This is a genomic window from Streptomyces marinisediminis (genome assembly GCF_026262575.1).
In the GTDB taxonomy this organism is placed as follows: Bacteria; Actinomycetota; Actinomycetes; order Streptomycetales; family Streptomycetaceae; genus Streptomyces; species Streptomyces marinisediminis.
Genome location: NZ_JAPKFL010000006.1, coordinates 78294 through 95701, shown reverse-complemented (window position 1 = coordinate 95701; position 17408 = coordinate 78294). Strand labels below are relative to the sequence as shown.

15 protein-coding genes and 1 pseudogene are annotated in these 17408 nt (G+C 70.2%); 11 read left to right on the top strand and 5 right to left on the bottom strand.

What is annotated here, in order from left to right:
- The first annotated feature begins 36 nt into the window (after positions 1 to 36).
- The 5 genes from OSB71_RS06925 (at position 37) to OSB71_RS06905 (ending at position 6881) form a co-directional block, all read left to right on the top strand.
- A complete protein-coding gene (locus OSB71_RS06925) occupies positions 37 to 3114 on the top strand; it encodes a lantibiotic dehydratase (RefSeq protein ID WP_265945596.1) in 3078 nt (1025 codons plus the stop codon).
- Positions 3111 to 4310, top strand: coding sequence for a lanthionine synthetase C family protein (locus tag OSB71_RS06920; protein WP_265945362.1), 1200 nt, complete (start codon positions 3111 to 3113; stop codon positions 4308 to 4310). The genes OSB71_RS06925 and OSB71_RS06920 overlap by 4 nt, the downstream gene beginning before the upstream one ends.
- Before the next feature lie 53 nt (positions 4311 to 4363).
- Complete coding sequence (locus tag OSB71_RS06915; RefSeq protein ID WP_265945360.1) at positions 4364 to 5371, top strand: thiopeptide-type bacteriocin biosynthesis protein; 1008 nt, start codon at positions 4364 to 4366, stop codon at positions 5369 to 5371.
- Entirely contained in the window at positions 5371 to 6207 is an 837-nt protein-coding gene (locus OSB71_RS06910) for a hypothetical protein (RefSeq protein WP_265945358.1), read from the top strand. The genes OSB71_RS06915 and OSB71_RS06910 overlap by 1 nt, the downstream gene beginning before the upstream one ends.
- Before the next feature lie 230 nt (positions 6208 to 6437).
- Positions 6438 to 6881: an NUDIX hydrolase gene (locus tag OSB71_RS06905; RefSeq protein ID WP_265945356.1), complete on the top strand. Its 444-nt coding sequence runs from the start codon at positions 6438 to 6440 to the stop codon at positions 6879 to 6881.
- Positions 6882 to 7011: 130 nt separating this feature from the next.
- On the opposite strand, the pseudogene OSB71_RS06900 reads toward OSB71_RS06905, so the two are convergent.
- Positions 7012 to 7151: pseudogene (locus tag OSB71_RS06900) on the bottom strand (glycosyltransferase family 2 protein); the annotation flags it as partial.
- Positions 7152 to 7569: 418 nt separating this feature from the next.
- Here OSB71_RS06900 and hisS point away from each other — a divergent pair.
- Positions 7570 to 8904, top strand: coding sequence for a histidine--tRNA ligase (gene hisS / locus OSB71_RS06895; protein ID WP_265945354.1), 1335 nt, complete (start codon positions 7570 to 7572; stop codon positions 8902 to 8904).
- A gap of 239 nt (positions 8905 to 9143) precedes the next feature.
- On the opposite strand, the gene OSB71_RS06890 is transcribed toward hisS, so the two are convergent.
- The 4 genes from OSB71_RS06890 to OSB71_RS06875 all read right to left on the bottom strand — a co-directional run bounded on the left by OSB71_RS06890 (position 9144) and on the right by OSB71_RS06875 (position 13082).
- A complete protein-coding gene (locus OSB71_RS06890) occupies positions 9144 to 9569 on the bottom strand; it encodes a hypothetical protein (protein ID WP_265945352.1) in 426 nt (141 codons plus the stop codon).
- Between the two features lie 194 nt (positions 9570 to 9763).
- Positions 9764 to 12031 carry an FtsX-like permease family protein gene (locus OSB71_RS06885; protein WP_265945350.1) on the bottom strand — a complete coding sequence of 756 codons (2268 nt, stop codon included), beginning with the start codon at positions 12029 to 12031 and terminating at the stop codon, positions 9764 to 9766.
- Positions 12032 to 12165: 134 nt separating this feature from the next.
- Positions 12166 to 12846 carry an ABC transporter ATP-binding protein gene (locus OSB71_RS06880; protein ID WP_265945348.1) on the bottom strand — a complete coding sequence of 227 codons (681 nt, stop codon included), beginning with the start codon at positions 12844 to 12846 and terminating at the stop codon, positions 12166 to 12168.
- Positions 12847 to 12953: 107 nt separating this feature from the next.
- The gene (locus tag OSB71_RS06875; protein WP_265945346.1) at positions 12954 to 13082 is read right to left on the bottom strand and encodes a hypothetical protein; all 129 of its coding nucleotides are present in this window, start codon (positions 13080 to 13082) and stop codon (positions 12954 to 12956) included.
- A gap of 322 nt (positions 13083 to 13404) precedes the next feature.
- Here OSB71_RS06875 and OSB71_RS06870 point away from each other — a divergent pair, with 322 nt between their 5' ends.
- The 5 genes from OSB71_RS06870 to OSB71_RS06850 all read left to right on the top strand — a co-directional run bounded on the left by OSB71_RS06870 (position 13405) and on the right by OSB71_RS06850 (position 16870).
- The gene (locus OSB71_RS06870; RefSeq protein WP_265945344.1) at positions 13405 to 14157 is read left to right on the top strand and encodes an ATP-binding cassette domain-containing protein; all 753 of its coding nucleotides are present in this window, start codon (positions 13405 to 13407) and stop codon (positions 14155 to 14157) included.
- Positions 14158 to 14163: 6 nt separating this feature from the next.
- Positions 14164 to 15417, top strand: a complete 1254-nt coding sequence (locus tag OSB71_RS06865) for a DUF7224 domain-containing protein (protein WP_265945342.1) — start codon at positions 14164 to 14166, stop codon at positions 15415 to 15417.
- The gene (locus OSB71_RS06860; RefSeq protein WP_265945340.1) at positions 15414 to 16013 is read left to right on the top strand and encodes a hypothetical protein; all 600 of its coding nucleotides are present in this window, start codon (positions 15414 to 15416) and stop codon (positions 16011 to 16013) included. The genes OSB71_RS06865 and OSB71_RS06860 overlap by 4 nt, the downstream gene beginning before the upstream one ends.
- 378 nt (positions 16014 to 16391) lie before the next feature.
- On the top strand, positions 16392 to 16646 hold the full coding sequence (locus OSB71_RS06855) for a hypothetical protein (RefSeq protein ID WP_265945338.1): 255 nt from the start codon (positions 16392 to 16394) through the stop codon (positions 16644 to 16646).
- A complete protein-coding gene (locus tag OSB71_RS06850) occupies positions 16643 to 16870 on the top strand; it encodes a hypothetical protein (RefSeq protein ID WP_265945336.1) in 228 nt (75 codons plus the stop codon). The genes OSB71_RS06855 and OSB71_RS06850 overlap by 4 nt, the downstream gene beginning before the upstream one ends.
- Positions 16871 to 17408: the final 538 nt, after the last annotated feature.

The following is a 17408-nucleotide window of genomic DNA, read 5'->3' as shown; positions in this document are numbered from 1 at the left end:
GCCGATCCCGTCACACCAGGGGAGGGAAACGTGCGGATGTACCGGTACGTGGACGCGGCCCTGCTACGGGCCGCCGCCTATCCGAGCGGACTGGCCCTCCCGCCCCGGCCGGAGCCGACCGGCGACGCGGAGGCGGACGCCGGGCGGTCGCGCGAGTGGATCACGCAGGTGTGGGCCATCGGCTCGGTCGCCGAAGCGGTCGAGCTGTCCAGCCCGGTGCTGGCCCGCCGCATCGAGGAGATCCGCACCGGGCGGGTGCGGCAGCCCAAACAGGTACGGCGGGCCGCAGGCGCCCTCGCCCGCTATGTGCTGCGGTTTCGGCACCGGTCTACCCCCTTCGGCCTGTTCGCCGGCGTCGCCCCCGCCCGTATCGCCGACACGCTCACCCTCGACTGGACGGACGCGCACCAGCCCACCGCACGCGTGGACTCCGTATGGCTCGCGGACGTCATCGACCGCTTGGAGTCGCTCCCCGAACTGCTGCGGCGCCTTCCGGTCGTGGTGGACTCCACCTGCTTCGTGCGTGACGGACGCCTGGTCGTGCCCTTCCAGCGGCCCGACCGTGACAGTGACCGTGGCCCCGGCGAGATGAGCATGCGGTACACCGGTGCCGTGCAGATGGTCGTGGACGCCACCACCGTGCCTGTCACGGTCGCCGACCTGGCCGCCAAGCTCGCCGCCGAGTACCGCGATACCCCCGCCCGAGCCATCGACGCCCTGCTGGCCGAACTGGTGGCCCGCCGCGTTCTGCTCACCGCCGTGCGTCCGCCGATGACCGTCACCGACCCGCTGGGGCACGTCATCACCGCGCTTGAGACGGCAGACGCCGTGCACGTCGAGGCCGCGCGGCCCCTCCTGAACGCGCTGAAGGACATCCGGGCGACGCTGACCCGGCACGATGCGGCTCCCGCTTCCCAACGGCGAAGCCTGCGGGGCTCGGCGGCCGGGGCGATGACCGCCCTCGCGCCGGCCGCCGGGGCGCCCCTGTCCGTGGACCTGCGGCTGGGTGCCGCGCCGGTCCTGCCCCACCTGGTGGCTCGCGAGGCGGCCAAGGCTGCGAGTGTGCTGGCCCGCTTGACGCCGTTCCCGTCCGGCTCGGCGTCCTGGCAGGACTACCACGCCCGGTTCCTGGAGACCTACGGGCCCGGCGCCCTGGTTCCCGTCCGTCAGCTCACCGACCCCGATACCGGCCTTGACTTCCCTGCCGGATACCGCGGCTCCCGCCGTGCCCGGCCCACCCCGACCCTGACCGTTCGCGACGAACAACTCCTCGCGCTCGCCCAGCACGCCGCCTTCGACGGTACCCGCGAAGTCCCTCTCACCGATGCGATGCTGACCGGTTGGGAACACGCGCAAGGCAGCGTCCCTCTGCCGCACATCGACCTGCGCTTCCACCTCCAGGCCCGCACCCGCCAGGCGGTCGAGAACGGCGACTTCCACCTCCATGTCAACGGCATCGCCCCGGCAGCCGGGGCTACCGCAGGCCGCTTCCTCGACCTCTTCGACGCCGCCGACCGCGACCGTATGACCACCGCGTACACGAGCCTGCCGACCCTGGCCAGCGGCGCCAGCCGGGTCCAGGTCTCCAGCCCCGCACTGCACATCCGCACGGACAACGTCGGCCGGGCCCCCGCCCTGGAACCCGACGTCATATCCATCGCCGAGCACCACTCCGGCGCCCTGCTGGAGTGGGACGACCTTGCGGTCACTGCGGACGTCACCGGCTTCCGCCTGGTCCGGCTCTCGACCGGCCACACCATCGAGCCGTATCTGCTCAACGCGGTGGACCTGTCCACCTTCACCCACCCGCTGGCCCGGCTGCTGGTCGAACTGCCCCGAGCCAGGGCCGCCGCCTTCGGCCCGTTCGCCTGGGGCGCCGCCGCCCGCCTGCCGTTCCTGCCCCGCATCCGCTACGGCCGTACCGTTCTTTCCCCCGCTACCTGGCGCCTCACCACGGCCGACCTCCCCTCCTCCAACGCCGAGTTCGCTCCGTGGGCCGAGCGTCTGAGCGCCTGGCGGCATCGCCTCGGTGTCCCCGGCGCCGTGCACCTCGGAGACGACGACCAGCGCCTTCGTCTCAACCTGGAGCAGAGGGCCGACACGACGCTGTTGCGCGCCGAGCTGGACCGCGCCGGACACGCAGTGCTGCGCGAAGCGGCCGACGAGACGGCCTGGGCGTGGATCGACGGGCGCCCCCACGAGATCACCCTCACCCTCGCCTCCACCGCCCCGCCCACCACGCACCGGCACGAGGCGGGGGGCCAGAGGGTCGTCGGCCGGGATCACGGGCACGTGCCCGGCACCTCGAATTGGGCCTACCTCAAGCTCTACTCACACCCCGACCGCGTCCCCGGCCTCCTCATCCGCCACCTGCCCCGCCTCCTCGACGGCTTCGACCAGACGCCTGCGTGGTGGTACGTCCGCTACCGCGACCCGCACGACCACCTGCGGCTGCGTTTCCACCTCCCGCACCCCCACGCGTTCGGCGAGATAGCCGCCCAGGCCGGCGCCTGGGCAGCCGATCTCCGGCAGCGCGGACTGCTCGGCCGCATGCAGTGGGACACCTACTACCCTGAGACCGGCCGCTACGGCACCGGGATGGCCATGGCCGCCGCAGAGACGGTCTTCGCCGCCGACTCCGCCGCCGCCCTCGCCCACCTGACCTGCGCGGCCGACAGCGGGGCCGACCCCCACGCCCTGATCACCGCCGGCCTCGTCAACCTCGTCGTCTCCTTCACCAGCGACACCCCGCGCGCGATGCGCTGGCTCATCGACCACATCGACCCCACCGCCGCCTCGCACCCGGCCCGCCCTCTCCACCAAGAAGCGATGCGCCTGGCCAACCCGGCCGACGACTTCGCCGCCGTACGCGCTCTGCCCGGCGGCCAAGCGCTCACCACCACCTGGGGAATCCGCCGCCAGGCCCTGCGGCGCTACCGCTCCGTCCTCGCGGCCACCAGCACGAAGGCGCCGGAGACGGTGCTGCCGTCCCTGATGCACCTGCACTACCTGCGTGCGGCCGGGATCGACCCGGCAGGCGAGGACACCTGCTCACGGCTGGCCCGCTCCGCCGCCCTGTCCGATGCCGCCCGACACCAAGGAGCCCGCGCGTGACCCCCTCAACGACCACCGGCTCGACGAGCCCGGAGCCATCCGACCCCGGCCACGGCCCCGCCGCTCGCGCTCTACGGGCCCAGTCCCTCGCCCACGGCACCGTCGGCACCGCACTGCCGCACATCGAGCGCGCCCACCGCGGCCTCACCTCCTGGGCCGACGCACACACCCTGCTCACGTCCTGCACCAAAGACCTCCTCGCCGACGAGACGGCCTCGCTGTACGTCGGCGCCCCGGCCATCGCCTTCGCCCTTCACACCGCGGCCCGGGACACTGGCCGCTATACCGGAGCCCTGCACGCCCTCGACTCCCGGATCACCCGCCTCACCCGACAGCGCGTCCACGCGGCGCACATCCGCATCGACCGCCAGATACGCCCCCGCGTCGGCGAGTTCGACCTCTTCTACGGGCTTACCGGCCTGGGCTCCTACCTGCTCAGCCGCGACCCGGCAGCCCCGGCCATGCGCGAGGTCCTCACCTACCTGGTGCGACTGACACTTCCTCTCGAACACGACCCGGACCAGCTCCCGGGATGGTGGACGGACCTCGATCCCTCCGGCAGTCGCACAGCGGAGTTTCCCGGCGGACACGGGAACCTGGGGATGGCCCACGGCGTCGGCGGGATTCTGTCGCTGCTGGCCATCGCTGCACGGGCGGGAGCGGTCGTGGACGGCCAGAACGCGGCGATGAAACGGATCTGCGCCTGGCTGGACCGCTGGCGCCAGGGCACCGAGACCAGCCCATGGTGGCCGCAGTGGATCACCTGGACCGAACACCGCACCGGCACCGTGAAGCAGACCGGGCCGCTCCGGCCGAGCTGGTGCTACGGCACCCCCGGCCTCGCCCGCGCCCAGCAACTCGCCGCCCTCGCCCTCGGCGACACCGACCGTCAGCGCCTCGCCGAACACGCCCTCCTCGCCTGCCTGTCCGACCCCGACCAGCTCGGCCGCATCCGCGACGCCGGGATCTGCCACGGCGCGGCCGGCCTCCTCCACACCACCCACCGCGTCGCCCGCGACGCCACCGCGACCGGCTTCGATGCCCATTTGCCCGGCCTTCGCACCCTCCTCCTGAAGCACCCCGCCGACGATGACGGATTCCTCGACGGCGAGGCCGGACGCGCGCTCGCCCTGCTGACCGCCCAGACGCACGGCGCCACGGCCTCCGGCTGGGACGCCTGCCTGCTGTCCGGCTGACCACCCCGCCATCGCCGCAGATCCCCTCCGGCTTGTCGAGAAGAGGCCACCGCATGCCCCCGAACCCCCACACGACAGAGACCCTCGTCCTGGCCGTTCTCGCGGGAACGCCGCTGGAGACGGCCGCCGCCCAAGCCCCGATGGAACCCGCCCACCTCATCGAGGCGATCGAGGCGTACAAGGCCGCCGGACGCGCCGCCCTCGAAGCACAAGCCGACCAACGCGACTGGTACCAGACCCGTATCCGGTTCACCGACTGGGACAGTGCCGAACGGATCGCCGCCGCCCGCCTGGGCCCGCAGCTGCAGCAAGCCCAGGAAGCCGGGACGATCGCCCAGTGGTGGTTCCTCCGCAAGCACCCATGCTGGAGGCTGCGGTGCCGCCCCGGCCCGAAGGCCACCACAACCGAGATGACGGCCGCCGTCAGCGCAGTGCTCGACACCATGGCCGCCGACGGCGCCGTCGAACGCTGGTGGGAATCCCTCTACGAACCCGAAGAGCTCACCTTCGGCGGACCGGCAGGCATGGACATCGCCCACGCCCTCTTTCACGCTGACAGCCGCGGCACTGTTGACTGCCTGCGGCACACGTTTGGACTGCCGAACCAAGCCGCCGTCGGCCGACGCGAGTTGTCCGTCCTGTTGTGCAGCACTCTGTTCCGCGGCGCCCGCCAGGACGACAACGAGCAAGCCGACATCTGGCACCGCGTCGTACGCGAACGCCCCCTGGCCGCCGAACCCTCGCCGGACCAGCTGAACGGCATGATCCCCGGCCTACGACGGCTCATCAGCCTGGATACCTCGCCCACCGGCACCCTCTTCGCAGTCCACGGCCCCCTCGCCTTCGCAGCCGAGTGGTCCGAAGCCTTCGCCCACACCGGCAGGCGCCTGGCCGACGCCGCCCGTGACGGCACCCTCGAACGCGGATTACGCGGCGTTCTCGCCAGCCACGTGATCTTCCACTGGAACCGCCTCGGCCTGCCCGCCGCCACCCAGGCCGTGCTCGCACGGGCCGCCCGAACCGCTCTCCTCACCGCTCCCGACGATCGTCCGGCGCCGTAATGCACTCCGAACCCGCCGACCCCCAGGTCGGCGCCCGCATGCGGACCGCCCACCACCGAGCCCGCACCACTCTGGGCGCACGGCCCCATCCGGGCGGGCGCGAAGCATGGGGCTGGCACGGACGAACCCTCGGCCGCACCGTGACCACCCCCGACGGCCCCGCCTGGCTTCGCCTCGCCGCCGCACCTCTCGACCAAGCCGACTCCACCTTCTTCAACGGCTCCCGCGACGCCGAGGACACCATCCCGCACACGGTGCCCCGCCCCCGCCTGCACACGATCCACGATTGGAACGAGCCGCCGTGGCGCTACCGCGCCGAGCTGTACGACCACATCGACGAACCCCCTGTCGCAGCGTCTCCGATCCTGACGACGAACTCCAACCTGCCCGCGTCGTGGTGGACATCCCTGCGCACAGCCCTCGGCACCATCGCCACGATCCCCACCAATCGCCACACCACCGACCAGCAGTACCTCAACTGGGCCATGCCGAAGTTCCTCAGCCCCGCCGTCGACACCCGAGCCCCGTCCTGGAACACCGCACACGGCGACCTCCACTGGGCGAATCTCTGCGCACCCCGGCTCACGATGCTCGACTGGGAGGGATGGGGGCTCGCGCCCACCGGCTATGACGCCGCCACCCTCCACAGCCACAGCCTCCTCACACCCGACGTCGCCTCGCGCATCCGCTGCGAGTTCGCGGACGTGCTGAGCACACCGGCCGGCCGCTTCGCCGAACTCGCCGTCATCACCGAACTCCTCGAAAGCACCGTCCACGGCGACAACCTCCCGCTCGCCGAACCGCTCCGACAACGGGCAGCCCACCTACTGGCGTGACGTGCGTCACTTCAACGGAGCGGTCGTGATGCCTCGACCTCCACCATCCACAGCAAGAGGTGGACCTGTACCGCCACGCGGCGGACTACCTCAGGAGCCGGAACGTCGCCGTCCTCTGGATCGACACCAGCGACTGCCCCTCCCGAGAAGTCGCCCACCGCATAGCCGACGCCGCCCTGCCCCTCCGGCCCCCTACAGCCCCCCCCCCACTCCACCGACCTCCAGGAACCATGAGCGCACAGCCGGCACAGCCCGTCATCGACACCCACGTCATCGTCCGCGACGGCGACAGGATCCTCTTCTCCCAGCGCAACGGCCCCTACGGCCACGGTCGATGGCACATGCCCTCGGGCAAGCTCGACCACGGCGAGCCACTGACCGACGGCGCGGCACGGGAGCTCTTCGAGGAAACCGGCCTCACCGTCGCACCGGCCCACCTGCGTCTCGTCCAGGTCGTACACCACCGGCAGAGTGACAGGATGGAACGGATCGGGTTCTTCTTCGAAGCCACCGCATGGGACGGCGAACCCACCAACAGGGAGCCTGAGAAGTGCATGGGTGTGGGATGGTTCACGGTGCACGAACTTCCCGATGACATCATCGAGTACCCGCTGGCAGGACTACTCGGCTACCTCAACGAAGACGCGCTCCTGAACCAGCACGGCTGGCAATAGGTACTGACCACGTCAACGGCTCCTGCGATGCGGTGATCGCAGGAGCCGTTGACGCACGCCGGACCGTCCGAACCCGTGCAGTGCTGGGCCTTCTCCACACGCGGCCTCAGCTGTTCCCGCCTCGCACCGGCTAGATCCGCGAGGTGCGCAGCGACTGCCACACGGCACCGGCCAGGGCCCGCGCCGCGGGACCGACAGGTGCTCGTGCTTGCGGTACAGCTCCCAGTTGTACTGGACGAGACTGAGCTTGTTGGAGGACAGCGATCCCGCTTGATGGGCGATGTGGGGCTTCCGCTGGCCGTGCGCGCCGCAGAGGTGGCCCCCGTGTCGTCAGCTACGAGGTCAGCCCGGAACATATCCACCAGTTGGCTGCAACCGGTCCTACGAATAGCCGAGCTACGGCTCGAACTCAGTGCCGAAGTGCGTGCGGCGGACTCGCACGTCGACGATGCCACCTGCACCAGCACACCGCTGAACCGAGTGGCTGCCGAAACCGCTTGTCCCGTGCCAACATCGACGTTCCGCAGACGGCCGCAGGCCACGCGCCGATGAGTGACATAGTGGGGCGACGACGGGCACGGCGGCTGCGAGGAGTGTCCCGACGGGGAGCACGCCGATCGCTACGGCCCATCCTCCATCTGGCCGCGTGCAGAGGCCGTCACACGACTACACCTGGAGAAGCACGAGCATGGGGCAAGCCTCGCAGGCACCGTCGGGTACCCGGGACCTCTTGGCCGATGAGGTACGCCGCCGAAAGGCTGCGTTCGACACGTTGGCCGAAATTTTCGAGAGCTTCGGGTTCGACCCCTTGGAAACCCCGGCTTTCGAGAATGTGGACGTGATCACCGGGAAATACGGGGAAGAAGCGTCAAAACTCGTTTTCAAGATTCTCAAGCGCGGCGTGCACGAAGCATCTGGGCAGCCCGATCTGGCCCTGCGCTACGACCACACGGTGCCGCTGGCGCGCGTCATCGGCAGTCACGGCGGCAAGCTGCCCAGCCCCTACAAGCGATACGCCATCGGCCCGGTATGGCGGGCGGACCGCCCGCAGGAGGGACGCTTCCGGGAGTTCGTGCAGTGCGACATCGACACGGTCGGGTCACACTCCCCGCTTGCCGACGCCGAGATCGTTCTCGCTCTCGCTCAGTGCCTCGACGCCCTCGGCGTGCAGGACTTCACCTTCATGGTGAACTCCCGGAAGGCCCTCCACGCCCTGCTGAACGTCTACGGCATCGACCCGGCCGACGGACCCGGCGTCCTGGGCACACTCGACAAGCTCGACAAGATCAGCGCCGACGCCGTCGCGAAGGAGCTGGCGAGCGAGCGGGGCATCTCCCCGGACGTCGCCGAGTCGCTGGTCGCGGACGTGGCCGCCGAGAGCCCGGACCGCGTCCGGGAGCGACTGGAGGCAACCGAGCAGGGCAAGGCCGGCCTGGCCGAGATCGACACGCTCATCCGCCTCACCACCAGTGCCGGACTCGCGAGCGAGCGCATCGTCCACACCCCCCGTATGGTGCGCGGTCTCGACTACTACACGGGCGCGATCTACGAGGTGGTGGCCACCGGATTCCCCGGTTCGATCGCCGCCGGCGGCCGATACGACCACCTGGTGGCGACGCTGGGTGGCCCCGACGTTCCCGCCTGCGGTGGTTCCATCGGCATCGAACGCATCCTCGCGATCCAGGGCTCCCAGCACACCGAACCCCGCGGCCTCGACGTCGCCTTGACCGTCATCGGCGGCGAAGAGGACGTGATGAGCCTGGCGGCGCAGCTCCGGGGCCGGGGGAAGCGGGTGGGCACCTACCTGGGGGCCTCCACGAAGCTGGGCAGGCAACTCAAGTGGGCTGACGACCAGAAGGCCCGCCTCGCGGTGCTGTACGGCCCGGACGAGCGAACCGCAGGAGAGGTCACCGTCAGGAACATGCACTCGGGCGAGCAGACTCGGGTACCTCTCGCCGAAGCCACGTCGTACCTGTGCGAAACACTCGAGGAATCCGGACCGCGGCCCGAACAAGGCCGGTGAGCCCCTCGTGTCCCGGAAGCTCGGGACGTCGGCGTAGTCGCCGCTTGAGCGACCTGCCCCGACGTGCTGTGGGCACGCCGTAGCGGCGTGCCTGCGGAACGTCCAGAGCAGGTCCGGCTGCTGCCCGGTCGGCTGCGCCACGGAGTCCTCCTCCGGAGTGCTCAGTCGCTGCACCCCCTCTTTGGCGACACCGGACAATGAATCTCTGACCGGTGCCATGCAGGCCACAAACCCTTGCCCTACGCGATCTGCCAGAACCGCACCAGGTAGCGTTCCACGCCGTGGGGAACACCAACGGCTGCGAGCCGGGCCACTTCAGCACGACCTGAGCAGTAGGCCCGCACCCTCCACCGTGCGTCTTCAGCACCGAGGACGATCGCTTCGCTCTCGCTTCCGGCGACCACCTCGACGGACAACCTCCCGGTGAGGGAACTCAACTCCGCCTCGCCCTCGGCCTCCCACGGGCCCTCCGCCCGCGGCGCCTCACCGTCCCACACCTCCGCCACGAGCACAGCCGTGTGCGTATGACCAGCACTCCCGAAGTCGAGACGCATCTCGTGCGCGGTCAGAAAGGGGCGGCCAGAAGCCTCCTCACGTCCCTCGGGAAAAGGAACCGGCACTTCCATGTCGTCGTACTCCTGCAACGCGAAGCCACGAAAGTCCACCGGAACAGTGATCTCTTGCCGCCGTAGCGCTGACGCCATCCCCAAACCCCCGCCCAGCGGCTCGACACGATGTGTCGTACGTCCGGCATTCTCCCGTATCCGTACACGAGGAACAACACGTCGTGGATGGGGACCGGGCTTGACCCGGACTTTGGACACGGGCCAGCGGCTGGTGTCAGCGTCAGGGATGGGCCTCATTCACGAGTCCGGAGCGCTTCCAGTGGCACCTCCCTGGGCGTACTGGTGCGGGCGATGACGTGGACCAGGACGGTGAGGAGGGCGGCGGTGACGGTACCGGAGAGGTAGGGCGCGGTGTCGATGCGGACCGGAATGCGCACGAGGCGGTCGAAGCCGAGGTCGGTGAGGAAGGTCAGGAGCCAGGCAGCCGGGAGGAGAATGAGGACGGGCAGGATGCTGTAGAAGGCCCAGGCGCGTCCCAGGACGCGGGGTGGTACGCCGACGATGCCGAGGTAGGCGTGGACGCGGCGGCGCTCGATCAGGGTGGTGAGGGCGGAGACGAGGACGAAGGCGGTGGCGACGCCGAGGGTGACGACGGCGGCGGAGGTGAACCAGCCCCGGTAGTGGCCGGTGCGCTGCAGACGCTCGTGGTAGGCGGCGGCGTCGTCCTGGAACTCGGCGGCGGGGTCGGCGGCGAGAACCTGGGCCCGCACTGCTGCGGTATGCGCGTCCTGGGCCGCTAGGAGCGCCGTTCCTTCGCGAAGCGCAGGGCCCCCTGCCTGAGCCCATGTCCTCTGGTCGACGAGGAGCGAGAGGTCATTCCCGAGGGCGGTGCCCGCGACACCCGGGAGCGGTTCGTGGCTCAGCACCTGGTCGGGCAGAGAGAACCGCAGCGGTGCGTCGTCTGCCGTGTCTGACGTGTGAAGTGCCAGATCGATGCTGCCGCCTTGGGGCAGGGGGTTGGAGAACTGGGAGGACTGGAGGCTGACGGTGCCCTGGACACAACGGGTGGGTTCTTCGCCCACGAGAGTGAGGAAGGCTTCGCAGTCGCCCACCATGACGTTGACGGTGACGTCGAGGAACGGGTCGTTGGTCAGGGGATGGGTGGAGCCGTCGCCGGTTCGTACACGGGTGACGGTCACCGGGGTGAGGGTGGCGGCGTTGGGAGGCAGAGCGTTGCGGACGGCGGGGAGGTTGTGGGTGGTGATGGCGATGACGGAGCGTTCGGGATCGGTGCGGTAGAGCTCGGTGTCGATGTAAGCGATCTGGCCGGTGATGGCGCCGACGACGCCGGAAGCGGCGACGGCCAGGGTGATGGCCAAGGCGCCGAGGGTGCCGGTGTGGGGGTCGGCTTCGAGGCGGCCGCTGCCAAGGGCCAGCCAGGGTGTGTCACGGCGGGAGAGACGGTGGCCCACGGCCCGGACGAGGACCGGGCCGGCCCAGGCGAGGCCGAGCACGGCCAGGACGAGGGCGGCGATGCCGAGGTAGACGACCCATCCCCGGGGCTGCGCGTTGGGCGCCCAGGGGAACGCAGCGATGCCGGCGAGGATGCCGACGCCGGAGATCAGCGGGGCAAGCCGTACCAGGGGGCGTGAGGCGCTGTGTTCGCGGGGTCGGCCGGTGGTGCGCAGGGCCGCGATCGTGGCGGCGAGGACGAAGAAGGTCATGGTCACCAGTGCCGGCCCCCATTGCCAAGCGACATCGCTGGGGAACCACGCGGCAGGTTCGGGCGGCCAGCTCGCGGCTGCTTCGAGGAGCGGCGTGGTGACGACCACGCCGACGGCCCACCCGGCCACGGCGACCAGCACGACCTCGGCTGCGGTGATCAGTCGTACCGTGCGGGCGGGTACACCGAGCAGGTCCAGGGAAGCCAGTGTTCGGCGGCGTCGTTCGCGCATCAGGGCCGAGCTGCCCAACACCAGCATGGCCAGGGGTACGCAGATCGCGACGGTGGCGACCATGAGCAGGGTGCGGATCGGGCCGGTCAACTGGGGCACTTCGCCGAAGCTGCCGTAGTCGGAGGTGTTGGGAGGAGTACCGAAGCCGTCCACGGGGGTGAGGTCTGCGGCCGGGGCGTCGGCGGGGAGGGTGACGTAGGCGAGGTTCTCGTCAGGGTGCAACAGGCCCGGCTTGGTGACGGTGCCGGTCACTTGCCCGAACTGATCGCGTGCCCGGTCAGGGTCCGCGTCCAGGGCGGCTTTGAGAGCCGGTGAGACGACGGACTGTCCCGGCTCGGGCCACCGGGACAGTCCTGGGGGCAACGGCGTGGCCGGTTCCTCGGGTACGCGCAGCAGGACGCGGGTGACCGGTTCGTCCTCCCAGGAGTCGCTGCGCTGGCCGAAGGACACCTGGTCGGGAGCGGGCTGGTCGTTCTCCTGCAGCAGGTGGTAGGGGGAGCGTGCTTCGGCGCGGGCGGTGCGTTCACCGATGATGTGAGGCATCGACAGCGCCGCGACCAGGCTGACGGTGCCCACGGCGGTGCACAGCACGACGGCCAGGGTCATCCACGACCGCGCTCTCAGGGCCAGGTACACGCCCAGGCGCGCTCCGGCGAACCACTGGTATGGCGGACCCGGGAAGTGACGTTCTGTGCCGGATGAGCGGCGCGTGACAGCGGTCGGCGAAGGCGTGGGGGTGTTCATGCCACCATCTGCCCATCACTCATCCGCGCGGTGCGGTCCATTCGCTCAGCAACGTGTTCGCTGTGGGTGACCACGACCAAGGCGGCGCCGGTGCGGGTGGTCTGCGACAACAGCAACTCCACGACCTCGTCGCTGGTGGCGCTGTCCAACGCGCCGGTGGGCTCATCGGCGAGCAGCACGGCGGGTTCGTGCACCAGGGCCCGGGCAAGGGCCGCACGCTGCATCTCACCCCCGGAAACTTGCGAAGGCCGCTTGCCGTGCAGAACCGGCTTCAAGCCGGTGGCTTCCAGCAGCGGGCGGGCACGCTCACGGGCTTCGCCACGTCGCATGCCGGTCAGCCACAGCGGCAGACTGGCATTGTCCAGCAGGCTCAGTTCCGGCACGAGTTCGCCGAACTGGAAGAGGAAACCGAAACGGCGCAGTCGCAGTTCCGAACGTTGCTGGGGCGGCAGATGGTCGAACCGCTCCCCTTCCAGGCAGACCGTACCGGTCTCAGGGCTGAGCACACCGGCCAGACACTGCAGAAACGTCGATTTCCCCGCCCCGCTGGTACCCACCACCGCCACACTTTGTCCTGCCGCCACGCTCAGCGAAGCCCCTTTGAGCACGTCGGCCTCCCCCAGCCGAACGTGCAAGCTCTCCGCCGTCAAACAGGCCGATTCAGCCGTCGGTTCCACGCGACTGTCCTTTCCCCACTTTCGATGTTGCCAGCCCGTGCCGCCTCCCACGGTGGGAGTCCGCAGTCAACGGCATGAGCCGGACTGACCGGAGCCCACCGGTCTCGCTACAGCTCTCGGTCTTCGCCGTCCTCCGGGCCTTCCGGCGGATTCCAGTTGGTCTCCTCGATCTCGGTGAGGAGTGCGAGGCGTTCCTCGTCGGTCAGCGAGTCCCCGTTGACGCTGTGCATCCCCACGGAACGCGGCAGGGTCCGTCGCGATCGGCGTCCGGGCGGAGCACGTCCGTCAGGCGGTCCATCAGCTCCTCGTGTGCGGCTGAGGTGGCGATCACGGCGATCTTCACATGCCCGAGCCTCGGCTCCTCGGCCCCCTGTCGCCCCCGGTGCCGGGGGTGAGGGCGCTGTCAGCGAGGGGCTCGGAACCGGTAGATCGGTGACAGGGATGGTCTCACGGTTTGCGACTGATCACGGAAACCGACGTCCGGCCCTGCGGCGTCGTTGTCCGCAGGGCCGAACGGCCGTCGGTACACAAGGCTTCCCACACCTGAGCCCAGACTGGATGTTCACCTTGCCCCTGCGCTTCACGGACTGCACGTTCGGCTACCGGCCGAACGCACCCGTACTCGACCGGTTCTCTCTGAAGTTCCCCACGGGCTGCACGGTGCTGCTCGGGCCGAACGGGGCGGGCAAATCCACCCTGCTGTCCCTGGGCGCATCTCTCCTCACCCCCAAGAGAGGGCAGGTGGCCCTGGGCGAGACCGACAGCGCCCGCAAGAAGACGCGCGGGCAGTACCGCAGGCGCGTGGGGTGGCTTCCGCAGCAGATCCGGCCCGTCCCCAACCTCACCGTGCGAGAGCAAGCCGCGTACGCGGGCTGGCTGAAGGGCCTTTCCAAAGCCGAAGCGTGGAGCAGATCCGCACAGGCGCTGGCACGGGTGCGCTTGAGCGACCTTGCGGACAGGCGCAGTCACGAGCTGTCCGGTGGTCAGATGCGTCGGCTCGGCATCGCCCAGACGCTGGTCCATGACGCCGAGGTGGTGCTGCTGGACGAGCCGACCGCCGGCCTGGACCCGGTCCAGCGGAGTGTCTTCAGGAACCTGCTGGGGGAACTTGCTGGCCACGTCAGCTTCATCGTCTCCACCCACCAGACGGAAGACCTGATGGACATCTACCAGACAGTTGTCGTGCTGGACCGGGGACACGTCACCTACCAGGGAACGACAGCAAGCTTCCTCTCGCTGGCCGGAGCCGAGGTCACGGCAGAACGGAAGGCGGAGACGGCCTACCGCGGTCTTGTACGCGGAGAGGCGTGAAGGACCATGAAACTCGCCACCCTGCTCAAATCCGGCCCCACCGCCTGGGCCGCTCTCCTGCTGCTCCCCGGTCTGGTGTGGTTCGGCGCCCAGAACACCGAATCGACCATTCCGTCCTGGGAATCGGTGACCGCCCAGTCGACCATCGTGCTCGGATTCGTCACCGCCGTGTGTGGCGCCTGCGCCGCATGGGAGGGGGCACGCCTGGAGAGCGCCCGTATCGCGGACTGGGCAGCGGTACGCAGCCCGCTGCGCATCGCGTTGGAGCACCTCGCACCAGTGGCCCTTCTGGGCCTGGCCGGCCTCCTCGCCGCCCTGGCCACATACTTCTCCACCGGTGCCCCGACGGTGGGCTATCCGGACCCGGGGATCCTGGGTGCCGCGTACCTGGCCGTCTTGGCGCACGTCGCCGTCGGCTACCTGGTCGGCCGCAAGCTGACTCGCCTGCTGGGCACCGCAGTGATGCTGGTCGTCGGCTATCTGTGGGGATTCTGGCCGGCGGCTCTGGCCTCCCCGGCCTGGTTGCGCCATCTGAACGGCCAAGGCGTTGGAGAGTGTTGCACTCTGGGCCGGGAGGCCTCCCCGCGCTCCCTCGCCGCGACCGCCGTTTTCAGCCTCGCGCTGATCACTGCCGCCCTCGTCGCACTCGTACTGGACAAGGGACGCCTGCGCACGGCTGTAGCCGGAGTCCTCGGCGTGGCCGTGGCGGGGGTGTCCGTGGCGTTGGCCGCGCCGCTTCGGTTCGACGGCACCCAGCCCCGCGACCGCTCGGCGTTGGAGTGCACAGGCAGCGCCCCGCAGGTGTGCCTGTGGCCGGAGCAGCAGGAACACCGGCAGACCTTCCTCGCCGCAGCCGCGAAGACCAAGCAACGGTTGGAGACGGTCGGAGTCCGACTGCCCGCTCGCATCGAGTACAGCATGACCGACCCTCGGGACACGGAAGTCCGCGCAGCGACGGCCACCAGCGTGCTCCCCGGCCGACCTCCTGCCTGCTCGCAGGGACCCCACGCCCAGTACCCCGGGTATGAGGCTGCCGGCGTCCTCTACGCCTGGCTCGCCCTGTCCGCAGGCATGCCCGCTTCCGAACTGAGCGCGCAGTGGCCGCCCGAAGAAGTCACGCTGGCCCAGAGCGTCCGCGAACTCCCTGCTGGCGCACAAGCCGCGTGGTACAAGCGCACCATGCAGTCCGTGCGGGACTGCGCAGTAGAACCGGAGTTGTCCCCAGCAACCTTCGGCCACCTGAAGGGCGACACCGCATGACCTGGTGGCTACGCGTACACGCCGTGACCACCGGCGCCATCACGCTGTTGCTGTGTTTCGCCCTCGCTCCCCTACTGGGCTCCTCCATCCTGCCCGTCCCCTCACTCTTCGGCGGGGTCTCCGGCGGCATCCCCGTCCCTCTCGTTCTCCCGGTGCTCCCCGCCGGTGCCCTGCTCTACGGCCTCAACCGCGTCCCGCACGAGTTCGAGGCCACTGCGGCACGGCATGTCGGCTGGTGGTCGACCGGCCTCCTGACCGCTGCCTGCCTCACAGCACTTCTCGCAGGCGCCGCCGAACAGGTCTGGTTGGACTTCCCCCTCGCAGGAGCCGTCGCCCGGAACACCATGGGCTACCTGGGAGTCGGCCTACTGGCGCAACGCCTCCTCGGCGCGCAGTACGGCCCTCTCACCGTGGCCCTCCTCCCGCTGGCCTGCGCTCTCCTCGGCACGGGCCCCGCAGGACGGCCCTACCCCTGGGCATGGCCCCTCCACCCCGGCGACTCCTCCCTGGCCCTGGTCACCGCAGCCATCCTGTTTCTCACCGGAGCCGCCGCCGCGCTCCACACGTCCCCCACCCAGCGGAAACCACCGCTGTGAGCAACCGCCACAGAGCCGACGGCCAGCACATACCGCCGCAGAACCCGCGCACCCACCTCATCGCCCCGCTGGCTGGCCACAGGCCACTTCCGACCAGCCAGACGACGCCTACGGAACGGCGCACGCCGCGGACTCGGCTCCCGCGTGTGACCGCTCGACACTCCGACAGGTACGGCGCCCGCCCCGTCATGGCCGTGGACCCACCCGTGGAACGTGTGGAACGAACGCCCGGGCCCGGGGCAGCCACGTCACGAGACACGTCGTCAGCCACCTTCTGACGCCATTCTCGTCATGGCTTCACTACGCAGCGTGTTCCTCGTCGAGGGACCGGCGCAGGCGAGGCCGCGAGAACAGGCAAGGAACAGGAAGAGGCACGGCATGACGACGACACCACGACCCGCCAGCGACACCGCCGCCCGGCGCGCCAAGGTCAAGGAGGCCCTGACCGCCCAGTACGCCCTGGCGGACGCCCTCAGGCGCGCGGGTATCCAGCTTCCGGCCATGGAGATCCGCACCCCGTGGGCCGACGAGTCCGAGGGCGGGGCGCGGTACGCGCTCATCCACCTCGGCGTCTGCTCGGCCCCCGTCGCGCACCTGCTGGCCGAGGCCATCGCCAGGGGCGCCGAGCGGTGACGGCGGCCGAGCTGCCCGCCGTGGGAAGCGCGGTGCGGGACACCGGGTCCGAACGCGTGGGGGTCGTCATGGCGTACGAGGGCCCGTACGCGCAACTGCGCCCGCTGCTCGGCGGGCTGGAGTGGGACGCCGCCCCCGACGCCCTCGTCCCGCTGGACTCCGGCGAGCGGCTGCGCGCCCACGTGGCGGAACTGAACGCCCGCAGCCGCCGCCCACCCGGCTGAACGCACCACGGCTCTGCCGTCGGCGACGCGCGGCGAGTCCCACTCTGCGCGTCGCTGAGGCGCGACGCGGAGCCTCCGGCTCCGGGCGCGCGATCACGTCAGCCTCTCCGTCGCGGGAGCCCCGCGTGGTGTCGCTGGTCGGAACTCGCCCGCAGGCGACCGAGCGGTTCTGGAGGCGCACAGGCTTTGGCGGGAGCTGGTCTGTATGAGACGGGAGTTACCGGGCACGGGCAGGCGACTTCCGGGGCTGCTGTGACACCTTGCGCGTGCTGTGGCGGCCACGGGGGCCGCTCTGGGGTCTTCCTGGGGTCCTCCTGGGGGAAGGCGTTGCGCAAGCGTGGGCAGTTCGTGGAGGCCTGCCAGTCCTGCGAGTCCAGCGCCCCTCACTGATGTATAACATAATAATGTACAATTGCATTGGCCGATACGGTGAAACTCTCGTTACCCAAGGGCTTCCGCGGCACCTTCTCCGCGTCAGGCATGGCGTACAGCCGAGTCCGGTCGCCCCCGATCCCCCGGAGCCAGCGTGCCTCCATCC

Coding starts and splice junctions, on each gene's coding strand:
- OSB71_RS06865 (WP_265945342.1), top strand. CDS start 14,164: ATGAAACTCGCCACCCTGCTCAAATCCGGCCCCACCGCCTGGGCCGCT.
- hisS (WP_265945354.1), top strand. CDS start 7,570: ATGGGGCAAGCCTCGCAGGCACCGTCGGGTACCCGGGACCTCTTGGCC.
- OSB71_RS06870 (WP_265945344.1), top strand. CDS start 13,405: ATGTTCACCTTGCCCCTGCGCTTCACGGACTGCACGTTCGGCTACCGG.
- OSB71_RS06855 (WP_265945338.1), top strand. CDS start 16,392: ATGACGACGACACCACGACCCGCCAGCGACACCGCCGCCCGGCGCGCC.
- OSB71_RS06860 (WP_265945340.1), top strand. CDS start 15,414: ATGACCTGGTGGCTACGCGTACACGCCGTGACCACCGGCGCCATCACG.
- OSB71_RS06910 (WP_265945358.1), top strand. CDS start 5,371: ATGCACTCCGAACCCGCCGACCCCCAGGTCGGCGCCCGCATGCGGACC.
- OSB71_RS06915 (WP_265945360.1), top strand. CDS start 4,364: ATGCCCCCGAACCCCCACACGACAGAGACCCTCGTCCTGGCCGTTCTC.
- OSB71_RS06885 (WP_265945350.1), bottom strand. CDS start 12,031: ATGACCCTGGCCGTCGTGCTGTGCACCGCCGTGGGCACCGTCAGCCTG.
- OSB71_RS06905 (WP_265945356.1), top strand. CDS start 6,438: ATGAGCGCACAGCCGGCACAGCCCGTCATCGACACCCACGTCATCGTC.
- OSB71_RS06925 (WP_265945596.1), top strand. CDS start 37: ATGTACCGGTACGTGGACGCGGCCCTGCTACGGGCCGCCGCCTATCCG.